Source organism: Agrobacterium sp. B1(2019), from assembly GCF_008274755.1.
Lineage (GTDB): Bacteria > Pseudomonadota > Alphaproteobacteria > Rhizobiales > Rhizobiaceae > Agrobacterium > Agrobacterium salinitolerans.
Genome location: NZ_VTPB01000001.1, coordinates 1,612,784 through 1,624,383, shown reverse-complemented (window position 1 = coordinate 1,624,383; position 11,600 = coordinate 1,612,784). Strand labels below are relative to the sequence as shown.

Below are 11,600 nucleotides of genomic sequence, written 5' to 3'. Positions count from 1 at the left end.
TATGGGAAGCATTTGCCGGTGCGGGCTGCTCCCTCAATCGGCTTTGTCCGAAACGATGTTCGTGAAGCGGAACAGCAGGCTTCACGACACCTCTATGTGGTGCGGGACGGCATTCCGAACCTGTTTTTGCCGCATTACCTGCGCAAAAAGCGCTGACAACGCCGAACTGAAAAGGACCGACGGTGAGCGACACGAACCAGAACAGCCAGGGACCATACGGACAAACCGGCGCGGGCGAAGGCAATCGCGGCCCGATCATTCCGAAATCCCCGACGGAGGCGCTGCGGCCGGAAAAAGTGCCGGCTCCGCCCAAGCGTTCCCGCAAGGCCCACGGCCAGCTTGTGATCTTCCTGAACTTTCTGATGACGCTGGCCGTCGCCGTCTGTGTGCTGGCCATTGCCGCTTTCTATTACATGATCAATGCGTTCCAGGAGCCCGGTCCGCTCCAGACAAACACCCATTTCACAGTGCGCAACGGCGCAGGCATCATCGAGATCGCCAATAATCTCGAACGCAATGACATCATCTCCAACGCCCGCGTTTTCCGCCTGATGACCGGCAGCTATCTGCAGAAGGACCAGACGCTGAAGACGGGTGAATACGAGATCAAGGCTGGCGCATCGATGAAGGACATCATGGTGCTGCTGGAGTCCGGCAAGTCGATCCTTTATTCTGTGTCGCTGCCGGAAGGCCTGACCGTGAAGCAGATGTTCGCACGTCTTGCTGCGGATGAAGTGCTGGACGGCGAGCTTCCCGCCACGCTGCCGCCGGAAGGCAGCCTGCGCCCGGATACCTATCGCTTCACCCGCGGCACCAAGCGCGAAGAAATCATCAACCAGATGAGTGCGGCGCAGGACAAGCTGATCGACATGATCTGGGAACGGCGCGATCCCGACCTGCCGATCAAGACCGTCGAGGAATTCGTGACGCTTGCCTCGATCGTCGAGAAGGAAACCGGCAAGGACGACGAACGCGCCCATGTCGCCTCCGTGTTCTACAACCGCCTGAAGAAGGGCATGCGCCTGCAATCCGACCCGACGATCATCTACGGCCTGTTCGGCGGCGACGGCAAACCGTCGGACCGCCCGATCTATCAGTCGGACCTGCAGAAGCAGACGCCGTTCAACACTTATGTCATCAAGGGCCTGCCGCCGTCTCCCATCGCCAATCCGGGCCGCGCGGCACTTGAGGCGGTCGCCAATCCATGGCGCACGGATGACCTTTATTTTGTTGCCGACGGCACCGGCGGCCACGTCTTTGCCAAGACGCTTGAAGAGCACAACGCCAATGTTCGCCGCTGGCGCAAGATTGAGGCTGAGAAGGCTGCTTCCGGCGCCAATCCCGATGTTGTCGTGGATGGTCAGCCGGGTGGGGCCGAGGCGGAAAAACCCGCCAACAACTGATAATCTCGACCGGGCCCTGTGATCCACAGGGCCCGGTTCTGTAAGGCATGACGGGGGGCTTCCAGATATGACATTGCAATCGATGACCGGCTTTGCGCGCAGCGAAGGAACCTCCGGCCGTTACCGCTGGGCGTGGGAATTGCGGTCCGTGAATGGCAAGGGGCTCGATGTGCGCCTACGTCTGCCGACCGGTCTTGAAGCGCTGGAAACGGCCCTGCGCGAAATCGCAGGCGAGCATCTTTCCCGCGGTAATATCCAGGCGGGTCTGACGCTGGCGATTGCGGAAAACCGGCTGGAGGCGGTGATCAACCGCGATGCTCTGGCGGCTGTTCTGGCGCTGAAGAAGGAGCTTGGCGATGTCGTGGAAGACAAGCCGCTGAGCTTCGATACGCTGCTGGCGCTGCGCGGGCTCGTCGATTTTCGCGAGGCGGAAGACGATGCGGAGGTGCAGGCCGCGCGCAACGGTGATGTGCTTGCCGGCTTCGCCGCCGCGGTCGAGAAGCTGAAGGATATGCGCGAGCGCGAAGGGGCGTCGCTATTTGCCATCCTGTCCGGTCACATCAACCGGATCGAGCAGCTCGCAGACATCATTGAAAACGATCCTTCCCGCCAGCCCGAGCAAATTGCGGCACGGCTCGCCCAGCAGATCGCCCTCATCGGCGACGGCTTGCACGGGCTCGACCGTGACCGGCTTCATGCAGAGGCGGCGCTGATCGCCACCAAGGCGGATCTGCGCGAAGAGATCGACCGGCTGCACGCCCATGTTCAGGCGTCGCGGGAGCTTTTGGCCAATGGCGGGCCGGTCGGCCGCAAGCTCGATTTTCTTGCACAGGAATTTAACCGCGAGTCGAATACAATCTGTTCCAAATCGAACGCCAGTGCGGTAACCGCAGCAGGCATAGAGCTGAAAGTGGTGATCGACCAGTTCCGCGAGCAGGTCCAAAATCTGGAGTAGACCCATGGCCCCGGTGAATAATTCTCCCGTCACGATTGCCCGCAGAGGGTTGATGCTGGTGATTTCTTCGCCATCGGGCGCGGGCAAATCCACGATTGCGCGCAACCTGCTCGACAAGGACAAAAATATCGGCCTGTCCGTCAGCGTCACGACACGTCCGCGCCGCCAGAGCGAGATTGACGGTATCCACTACCATTTCATTTCCAAGCGCGATTTCGAGCGCCTGCGCGACAGCGACGCGCTGCTGGAATGGGCCGAAGTTCACGGCAATTTCTACGGCACCCCGCGCGAGCCGGTGGAAGAAGCCATGGCCGCAGGCCGCGACATGCTGTTCGATATCGACTGGCAGGGCGCCGAGCAGCTTCAGGACAAGATGAAGGCGGACGTCGTTTCGATCTTCATCCTGCCGCCGACCATGACCGAACTGCAATCGCGCCTGCATCGCCGCGCCGAAGACACCGAAGAGGTCATCAAGACCCGGCTTCTCAATTCCCGTGCCGAGATCGAGCACTGGCGCGACTATGATTACGTCATTCTCAATGACGACCTGCAGGCCGCTTTCGAGGCCGTCGAAGCAATCGTGAAAGCCGAACGCGTCCGCCGCGACCGCCGCCACGGCATGTTCGATTTCGTGCGGGCGTTGCTGGAGGAAGAGCCGAAGCTCTGATGGAAGGTAGTGTATGGCTACCGGCCCTAAAATCTTGAAATCGAAGCGGTTAGACGTTATGTATATCCCAGCAGGATATACGAGGCTCTGACAATGGCAACGTCAACGGTTTTTATAAGCAATCGCAGTCAAGCTGTAAGGCTACCGAAGGCCGTGGCTTTTCCTGATGACGTGCATAAGGTCGATGTTCTGAAGATTGGTCTCGCGCGTGTTATAGTGCCGCAGGGAAAGCGCTGGGACGACCTCTTTCTGACCGGCCCACGTGCGACGGATGATTTTCTTTCCGTTCGGGAAGAGCCTGCATTGGATGAGCGTGAGCCCTTCTGATGCTTACATATATGCTCGATACCAATATATGTATCTATGTGATGAAGACTTATCCTCCCGAGTTGCGGGAGAAGTTCAACGCTCTGGCAGATCAACTGTGTATTTCGAGCATCACACTCGGCGAGCTTTATTATGGTGCTGAAAAATCCGTCCGGCGCCAGGAAAACATCAGCGCCATTGAAAATTTTACCGCGCGTTTGGAGGTTCTGCCTTTCGCCGACAAAGGCGCCGCACATTACGGCCAGATCAGGGCCGAACTTACCAAGGTTGGAACGCCGTGCGGCGTTCATGATATGCAGATTGGTGGTCACGCCCGTAGTGAGGGGCTGATCGTCGTAACCAATAATATGCGCGAATTCATTCGTATGCCGGGCTTGCGAGCCGAAAACTGGGTATAGTCTCAGCGCTTCGCATTTATCCCAGCGCGTTCGCCAAAGTGACGAATTCCTCCACCGACAGCGTTTCCGCTCGCCGCGTGGGGTCGATCCCCGCTTTTTCCAGCAGCGTTTCGCCGCCAAGGCTTTTCACGCTCTGGCGCAGCATCTTGCGGCGCTGGCCGAAGGCGGCTTCGGTGACCTTTTCAAGCTTGGCGACATCGCAGGGCAGCGGCTTGTCCTTCGGCAACAGGTGCACGACGGAGGAGGTGACTTTTGGCGGTGGGCTGAAAGCCTGCGGCGGGACGTCGAAGGCCATTTCGGAAACCGTGCGCCAGCCGGCGAGAACGCCCAGCCGGCCATAATGGTTGTCACCTTCTCCAGCCACGATGCGCTGCCCTACTTCCTTCTGGAACATCAGCGTCATCGAAAGCCAGAAGGGCGGCCACTCCCTCGGCAGCAGCCAGTTGACCAGCAATTGGGTGCCGACATTATAGGGCAGGTTGGCGATGATGCGCACGGGCTCGCCAGCGGGAACCAGTGCCTCGAAATCCGTCTTCAGCGCGTCGCCTTCGATGACTTCGAGCCGTCCGGGATAATGCGCTTCGATTTCCGCCAGCGCCGGCAGGCAGCGGCTGTCGCGTTCGACGGCGATGACCTTTTTCGCCCCGAGGGAAAGAATCGCGCGGGTGAGGCCGCCGGGACCGGGGCCGACTTCGATAACCGTCACGCCTTCGAGCGGCCCGGCCGTACGGGCGATCTTCTGGGTCAGGTTGAGGTCGAACAGGAAGTTCTGGCCGAGCGATTTCTTCGCGTCGAGCCCATGACGCTGGATGACATCGCGCAGCGGCGGTAGTCCGTCGATGGCCGCCATTATGCGCCAACCCGGCTGCGGGCGGAAATCTCCGCAGCCATCTTCAGCGCCGCGACCAGGCTCGCCTCATTGGCGATGCCCTGGCCGGCAATGCCGAAGGCGGTGCCATGGTCGGGCGAGGTGCGGATGAAGGGCAGGCCAAGCGTGACGTTGACAGAATCTTCAAAGCCGAGCGCCTTGGCCGGAATGAGCGCCTGATCGTGATACATGCACACCGCAACGTCATAACGCCTGCGGGCGGCATCGTGGAACATGGTGTCGGCGGGCAGGGGGCCAAAGGCATCGATCCCATCCTTCCGCAACCGCATGGTGGCCGGGTGAACGATATCGCGATCCTCCGTGCCGAGTGCGCCATCTTCACCCGCATGCGGGTTGAGGCCGGCAACCGCCAGACGCGGCGCCTCGATGCCGAATTTCTGCCGGAGATCGGCATCGATGATCCGGCAGGTCGTGACGATCAGCTCCTCGGTGAGAGCGGCCGGCACGTCTTTCACGGGGATATGGATCGTCACCGGGACCACACGGACCTTGGGGCCGGCAATCATCATGACCGGGATGACTTGCTCGCCGGTCTGGCGCAAGGCGAGATCGGCCAGAAATTCCGTATGACCGGGAAAGCCGAAACCCGCCTCGTATAGCACCGATTTCGCGATCGGATTGGTGACGACGGCCGCAGCCTTGCCCTCGACCGTGAGGGAAACGGCGGCTTCAATGGCCTTGATCGTCGCGTGCGCCGCTCCGACATGCGGCTGACCCGCCTGCACTTCGAAGCCGACGGGAAGGGAAAGGATGGGGAAAGCCTGTTCGAACAGGCCGACGGCGCTTTCCGCACCGCAGGTCTCGATATTGACCGGCACGCCGATCAACGCCGCGCGGCTCGCCACCACATCGGGGTCGCCGATGAAGATGAAGGGCGGCACGCCGTTCTCCCGGCGCTTAGCCCAGGCGGTGATAGCGATATCAGGGCCGATACCGGCTGGATCTCCCTGTGTCAGGGCAAGCGGCAGGGATGCATATGTCACGAAAGACCCGGCTCTTTAATCAATATCAGGTGTTGACGATCTGCGCCTTCTTGCGCAGCTCATCCATATATTTCTTTTCGTTCGGGTTTTCACCGTCCTTGGCCTTCATCAGGTCTTCGGACTTGAACACCATTTCCGCCGCATAGTCGTCGGAAACCTGACGCTGCTTGCAGATGGCAAGATATTCGACGCCCTTTTCGGTCACGCGCGTTCCGGTGGTGCCGCCTTCCTTGGTCTTTTCCACCAAAGCCTTCCAGTCTTCCGGCAGTTCCGGCGCCAGAATGCGGCCAAGGTCCTTGATCGCCACGTCACGCATGGTCGCGGCGAAGCTCATGGCCTGGTCGCAGCCGGGGTAACGCTTGCGCGAGGCTTCAGCCTCTGCCTTGCGCTTGCCGGTAATGGCCTTGCGCTTTGATTCCGGTATGACGAAGATAACCTGCTGCAGGAAATATTCCGTGGTGACAGGCTTGTCGCCGCGTTCCTTCAGGCGGGTAACGAGATCCTGCGTCGACATCTTGCCGCGTGCGCCGTAACGGGCGTTGACAAGGCGCGGCCAGCTCATCTGAACGGCGATGAAGGCCTTGAAATGGTCGGCGCCGACCCCCGCCTGCGCAAGCACCTTCGTCAATTGCTGCGGGCTCATCTTGTTGTTGCCGGCAAAGCGCGCGAAGGCCGCATCGACATCGTCGGTACTGACCGACATCTTGACGCGGGCGATTTCCTCGCGCTTCAGCGCTTCATCGACAAGCTGCTCGCGCGCCTTTTCATTGAGATTACCGGACTGGCGCTGCAGCTTGAGGAAGGCGACGCGCTTGGCAATATCGTCATTGGTGATGGGTGTCTTGTTAACGACGATCTTGACGGTGCTATCGGCGAAGGCCTGGCCGGCATAGGGCACAACAGCCATGGGAACGGCGAATATCGCAAAGGCGAAAGCAGCGCCACGCAAAGCCGTCTTTCCGAAATTCATCATATCCTTCTCCCTTTCGTCGGGCAGGGTCCTGTTGCCCTGTCCCGCCAATCTTGTTCTGCCTGATGGGGGAATATTGAACTTTCCCGCTTTCAGACCTGCACCTGTGCGTCCGCACCGCGAATTTGCCACGTATATATCATCGCGATCCGCAAGACGGCAATGTGTCGGTTTGTTGAAAGAAAACCCGATAGGTTCCATGTGCGGCCGACATTGGCGTGTTGTTGCGGCGAAACCGTGGCTTTACTGGCCAAATGGTAAAAAGGCAGGTCACGATGCTGCGTAACCTGCCTCTAAACTCAGTAGTTGTTTGGCTTCCAGCCGATATCCATGTCGTTCCAGTCCTCATTGGCTGAGCCGATGCTGATATCGCCGAGCGTGCGGAAGGCCAGACGCGCATTGATCGACCAGTCATTGGCGGCCTGACGGCTGGAATTGATATTGCCTTCGTCCGAATAGCTGACCGTCAGGATTGTGCACTCATCCTGATAGGCAATACCGATACGGCGTTCAGCGGCAAACTTCCCGTTCAGATCGTAATTGATCGAACCGAAAAGCGACCAGTTGTCGTCCATGCGCAGCGTGCCGGACGCCTGAATGATGTCGCGGTCTTCGGTATAGCCATATTTCGGCTGCGCCTTGACCTGCGTATAGCTGAGCTTACCGTTGATGCGGCGGTCCGAATAGCTGATACCGGTTTCCGAGCGGTTGATGTCGAAATCGTCCTTGTCGAGACGCAGGCTCGAGGAGAGCGAAAGTCCGATCGGCGCGTCGAAAGCGGCCATGGCGACATAATCCGAACGGTCGGATTCGAGGCCCGAATTGGCGCCTGCATTGACGAGATCGTAAGACGCGAAGGAATTGTCGCCCGCCAGATGGAAGGACTGGCCGGCAATGGCACGAATGCCGTAACCATTGTCGAACGTGCCGTTATAGCGGAAGCCGAGATTGGCACGCGTACCGCCTTCGATGCGGTCGAAGCCGGAGAACTTGTCGCGCTCGAACAGGTTGGTAGCGTCGAACACAAAGGCTTGCGAGTCCTCGTTCGGGAAACGACCGGAATATTGCTCGTTCGGCCGAACGAAAATCTGCGCGATAGGCTCGATCACGTGGCTGCTGTTGAGGGCCGTGAACAGCCAGGGATAACGCACCTCAAGGCCACCGGTGACCATGCCACGCAGGGCAGCATCGTCATGGATCATGCCTTCATAGGCATAGGATGTACCGCCGGAGGTGAAGCTTGCCGCATTCATGTCGGTCCACAGCGCGTCGCCGCGCGCCGCAAGGATCGGCGTGATCTGAAGACCGCTATCCATCGTGATGGTGCGCTTCCATTCCGCTTCCGTGGTCCAGCGCGTATAAGAGCCTTCCAGACCGTTGAATCGGGGGAAGCCGCCCATCGCGTAGGAATCCTGCGTCGAACGGCTGATGCTCGTGAAGTTCGTGGTCAGCGACAGTTCACCGCCATAGATCGGATCCGGCAGGAAGTAACGATAGTCTACGACCGGATGAACGATCGCCTGCTTGCGTTCCTTGAGCTCCGAATTATCCGTGTCCTGAACGTTGAAATAATAACCACGGGCGTCAAAGCTGTTACGCTCGCCAGTGCCCGTCAGATAAATCTGGTTGGTCTGGACGTCGTTCTTGTAGCCCTTGAGGTTATAGGTGCGCGAGAAGTTGTTGTCGGACTGCACCATGGCGTCCCAGCCGAAAGCCCAGCGCGGGTTGATGCTGAAATCACCCTTGGTTGCCACCATGCCGCGCTGATCGTTCAACGCGTCACTCGTTCCGGCGTTGAAGGTGTCAGACGACTGCTGGCTGATGCCGGCAATCGTCAATGTATGCATGCCGCTTTCGAAACGGTTCCGCAATTCGCCCTGCAGCAACAGACCCTGCTTGGTGTAGTAGGTCGGCGTGATGGTCAAATCCGACGTGTCGGAAAGAACCTGGAAATAGGGAACGCCAAGGCCAAAACCAAGCTTGTTGGTCAGGCTCATCTGCGGGAACAGGAAGCCGGATTTACGCTTCACTGTGTTGTCCGGAACCGTAAGGAACGGCAGATAGGCGATCGAGTGGCCGAAAAGCTGAAGGCGGGCCTTTTCCAGCCGCACCGTATGGGTCTTGCCGTCCTGAATGACGCGCTCGGCCTTGACCTGCCACAGCGGCGCCTTTTCGGGCCGTTCGGCGCAGGGCAGACAGGCGGTGTAGACGCCGTTGTTGAGAACCATCCGGTCGCCTTCGAGACGCTCGGCGCTTTCACCCGCAATACGGGTGTTATCCGTTGTCTCAACGCGCAGGGCATTGACGAAGCCCTGACCGAAGTCATCGGTCACGTCCATCTCGTCGGCATAAATCTTGTTGCCGCCCGGCTCGATCAGCTCGATGTTGCCATGGGCGATCACGCGGCCGGTCTGCTGGTTGTATTCCACCTGCTGGGCCACCATGCGGTAGCCCGAATATTTCATGCGAACGACGCCCTTCGCAATCACGCGCTGGGAATCGCGATTATAGGTCAGTTCATTTGCTGTAAGCAGGAGTTTCGAATCGTCTTGGCTTGCCGACGCAAGCAAACCATCCTGGCCGAAAGCGACCGGGCTGGATGCCAAATACGCGCACACAGCGGCACCTGTCAGAAGGGCCGTCCAAAGCCGCCTGATATTCCCGCGGTCAATTACCGCCACTAGCCGTCCTCCTGATGAAGCAGAATGGTTGCCCCCAAAGCCAACGCCACGATGACTGGAACCCAGACCGCGACGGTGGGAGGGACAACACCACCACTCCCGAATGCCCTTACGAGCACGGTTACTACATAAAGCACGAAGCCGGAAACGATTCCACCCAGAATCACGGAGCGCGATTGGGCGAAGCGGCTGAACTTTAATGAAACGGTCGCGGCGATCAAGGTCATCGCGACCAGAAGCAGGGGCGTCGATAGCAGGAAATGATACTGCGTCTCAAGCGCCTTTGAAGATAGTCCAAAGGACTTTGCAACTTCGATCTTGTGAGAAAGGTCAAAGAAAGCAACGGTTTCCGTCTGCGTCATGCGCTCCTGGACGAATTCCCGTCTCAAATTGGTACTGATCCGCGTGCTCTCTTGCCGAACTGACACATGCCCGGCGCGCGTTTCCGAAACGCCGTTAAGAAGCCAGTAACCATCTTCCAATTTAGCCGACTTCGCATCCTTACGCGAGACGATGTTTCCGTCCTTGTCGATGTCGATCAGAACCACGTCGAGAAGCAGCGTTCCGTTGTCCTCGAAGCTCTTGGCGCCGATGATCGTATCCAGGCCGCCGCTCGACTGGCGCATCCACGGAACGATCTCCTGCTGGCGGCCGCCGCCCGCTTCGTTGCGCAAGCCGGCTTCCATGGCCAGCGACTTGTTCTGGCCCCACGCGGCGATGGGATTGAGGACCATGACGGACAGGATGCCGATGAAAACCGCGCCGAGCACGAAGGGGAGGATGAATTGCCAGGCGGAAATGCCGGCGGCGCGCGTCACGACCAGTTCGTAACGCCGGTTGAGCGAGATCAGCGTCGTCATGCCGACGAAAAGCGCGATGAAGGGCACGGTCTGTTGCAGGATCAGCGGCAGGCGAAGCGCCGTCAGGCCAAGGGCGGCCGGAACGGAATAGCCGGGCAGGCCGGACATGCGCCGTGCCGTTTCGCTGAAATCGGCAAGGTAAATGATCGAACATACGCCGAGCACGAACCAGACGGCGGTGAGCAGATATCGCTTCAGGAAATACCGGGAGAGCGTGTTGAAAATCATGCGTTGCCGCTCCCAGAGCTTTTCGCCATCCGGCTGGAGAACAGACGGCGCAGACGACCCATCGCATCGGCGATGACTGTCGGCATTTTCGGCTTTCGGCCGGTCAGCAGAATGAAGGCGGCAGCGCCGCCGCTAAGGCCCGGCACGGCGTAAACCAGAGGAATGAAGGCCGCGCTCTGCTTGACCTGATTGGTGACGTAAAAACCAAGCCACCGCAACATGAAGGCCGTCACCAGTGCGGCCACCATCGGATGCAGGCGCGCCTCGCGGTGCGAACGGGCGTCGGCGGCGATGACCAGCGAAATAAGCGCGAAGGAGAAGGCGAACATCCAGTCGGACAGACGCTTGTGCAACTCGCTGCGGAAGTTTTCCGGCGAACGTTTGTAGCTCGCATTGTTCTCGTCGGGCGCGAGAAGGAAACCGAGGCTGGCGTCGCCCGGAGAGAGCGACGGCTCGGAATCCTGCTTTTCCGACATGGTCGAAAGGTCGAAGGCATAGGACAGGAACTTGACGATCGAGACCTTGCCGTCCGGCGTCTTCTGCTGCACTTCACCGTCGCGCATGGTGAGCGAGGCGCCGCTTTCATCGATCATGCCTTCCTTGGCGTAATAAATGAGGTCGAAATTCGGATCGCGGCGGTCGGCGACGAACAGGCCTTTGAGAATACGGCCCTGCCGCTGGGCGATCTGCACGTAAAGACCGTCCTGAATGGTGCGGAAAGTCTTTTCCTCGATCACCGAGGACAGAAGGTCGGCATAGGCGGCGGCCACCATCTGCCGGGCGGAACTGCGGGCGGGCGGCTCGATGAAATTGGTGATGGTGAAGGAAAAAGCGCTCAGAACGGCGGCCAGAATGAGAACCGGGCGATACATCACCGACCGCGGCGCACCGGCCGCATCGATGATGGCAAGCTCGGAATCGTTGTTCATCGTCGTGAAAATCTGGGTAATGCCGATCACCAGCGCAAAAGGCAGGACGACGGGGATCAGCGTCGGCAGGATCATGGTCGCGAGCGCCATGAAGGAACCCATCGACTGGCCCGTATCGGTGACGAGATTGATTCTCTGGAGAACCTGGATGGTCCAGATGATGGCCAGCACCGGCAGCAGCGCGACCAGAAACATCTGCGTTGTCCGCCGCAGGATATAGTTCTCGAGAAGCTTCATACGGCCCTGTTCGACATTGTTCTTGAGTGCGATCGCTCGCCGAATTTTCGTCTATCTAATCGCATCGTTTGCA

11 protein-coding genes are annotated in these 11,600 nt (G+C 59.3%); 5 read left to right on the top strand and 6 right to left on the bottom strand.

Translation table 11 applies throughout. The features are described from left to right. Positions 1–182 precede the first annotated feature (182 nt). The 5 genes from mltG (at position 183) to AGR1_RS08035 (ending at position 3,750) form a co-directional block, all read left to right on the top strand. Complete coding sequence (gene mltG, locus AGR1_RS08055; RefSeq protein ID WP_080790999.1) at positions 183–1,403, top strand: endolytic transglycosylase MltG; 1,221 nt, start codon at positions 183–185, stop codon at positions 1,401–1,403. A gap of 67 nt (positions 1,404–1,470) precedes the next feature. After that, positions 1,471–2,358 carry a YicC/YloC family endoribonuclease gene (locus tag AGR1_RS08050; RefSeq protein ID WP_149146650.1) on the top strand — a complete coding sequence of 296 codons (888 nt, stop codon included), beginning with the start codon at positions 1,471–1,473 and terminating at the stop codon, positions 2,356–2,358. 4 nt (positions 2,359–2,362) lie between these two features. Continuing rightward, positions 2,363–3,025 (top strand): guanylate kinase, encoded by a 663-nt coding sequence (gene gmk, locus AGR1_RS08045; protein WP_080790997.1) that lies wholly within the window; start codon positions 2,363–2,365, stop codon positions 3,023–3,025. 93 nt (positions 3,026–3,118) lie between these two features. Beyond that, positions 3,119–3,352, top strand: coding sequence for a type II toxin-antitoxin system VapB family antitoxin (gene vapB, locus AGR1_RS08040; RefSeq protein ID WP_031233980.1), 234 nt, complete (start codon positions 3,119–3,121; stop codon positions 3,350–3,352). Then, a complete protein-coding gene (locus AGR1_RS08035; protein WP_149146649.1) occupies positions 3,352–3,750 on the top strand; it encodes a type II toxin-antitoxin system VapC family toxin in 399 nt (132 codons plus the stop codon). The genes vapB and AGR1_RS08035 overlap by 1 nt, the downstream gene beginning before the upstream one ends. 16 nt (positions 3,751–3,766) lie before the next feature. Here AGR1_RS08035 and rsmA read toward each other — a convergent pair whose 3' ends face one another. From rsmA to AGR1_RS08005, 6 genes are all read right to left on the bottom strand, one after another. Then, on the bottom strand, positions 3,767–4,600 hold the full coding sequence (rsmA, locus tag AGR1_RS08030; protein ID WP_080790995.1) for a 16S rRNA (adenine(1518)-N(6)/adenine(1519)-N(6))-dimethyltransferase RsmA: 834 nt from the start codon (positions 4,598–4,600) through the stop codon (positions 3,767–3,769). Next, a complete protein-coding gene (pdxA, locus tag AGR1_RS08025) occupies positions 4,600–5,622 on the bottom strand; it encodes a 4-hydroxythreonine-4-phosphate dehydrogenase PdxA (RefSeq protein ID WP_149146648.1) in 1,023 nt (340 codons plus the stop codon). The genes rsmA and pdxA overlap by 1 nt, the downstream gene beginning before the upstream one ends. Before the next feature lie 25 nt (positions 5,623–5,647). Continuing rightward, positions 5,648–6,595 (bottom strand): peptidylprolyl isomerase, encoded by a 948-nt coding sequence (locus AGR1_RS08020; RefSeq protein WP_080790993.1) that lies wholly within the window; start codon positions 6,593–6,595, stop codon positions 5,648–5,650. A gap of 296 nt (positions 6,596–6,891) precedes the next feature. Further along, positions 6,892–9,273: an LPS-assembly protein LptD gene (locus AGR1_RS08015; protein ID WP_080790992.1), complete on the bottom strand. Its 2,382-nt coding sequence runs from the start codon at positions 9,271–9,273 to the stop codon at positions 6,892–6,894. Next, positions 9,273–10,361, bottom strand: coding sequence for an LPS export ABC transporter permease LptG (lptG, locus tag AGR1_RS08010; RefSeq protein ID WP_149146647.1), 1,089 nt, complete (start codon positions 10,359–10,361; stop codon positions 9,273–9,275). The genes AGR1_RS08015 and lptG overlap by 1 nt, the downstream gene beginning before the upstream one ends. Beyond that, entirely contained in the window at positions 10,358–11,527 is a 1,170-nt protein-coding gene (locus AGR1_RS08005) for an LptF/LptG family permease (RefSeq protein WP_080790990.1), read from the bottom strand. Before AGR1_RS08005 ends, lptG begins: the two co-directional genes overlap by 4 nt. Positions 11,528–11,600 lie beyond the last annotated feature (73 nt).

Coding starts and splice junctions, on each gene's coding strand:
- AGR1_RS08050 (WP_149146650.1), top strand. CDS start 1,471: ATGACATTGCAATCGATGACCGGCTTTGCGCGCAGCGAAGGAACCTCC.
- gmk (WP_080790997.1), top strand. CDS start 2,363: ATGGCCCCGGTGAATAATTCTCCCGTCACGATTGCCCGCAGAGGGTTG.
- vapB (WP_031233980.1), top strand. CDS start 3,119: ATGGCAACGTCAACGGTTTTTATAAGCAATCGCAGTCAAGCTGTAAGG.
- AGR1_RS08035 (WP_149146649.1), top strand. CDS start 3,352: ATGCTTACATATATGCTCGATACCAATATATGTATCTATGTGATGAAG.
- rsmA (WP_080790995.1), bottom strand. CDS start 4,600: ATGGCGGCCATCGACGGACTACCGCCGCTGCGCGATGTCATCCAGCGT.
- AGR1_RS08020 (WP_080790993.1), bottom strand. CDS start 6,595: ATGATGAATTTCGGAAAGACGGCTTTGCGTGGCGCTGCTTTCGCCTTT.
- lptG (WP_149146647.1), bottom strand. CDS start 10,361: ATGATTTTCAACACGCTCTCCCGGTATTTCCTGAAGCGATATCTGCTC.
- AGR1_RS08005 (WP_080790990.1), bottom strand. CDS start 11,527: ATGAAGCTTCTCGAGAACTATATCCTGCGGCGGACAACGCAGATGTTT.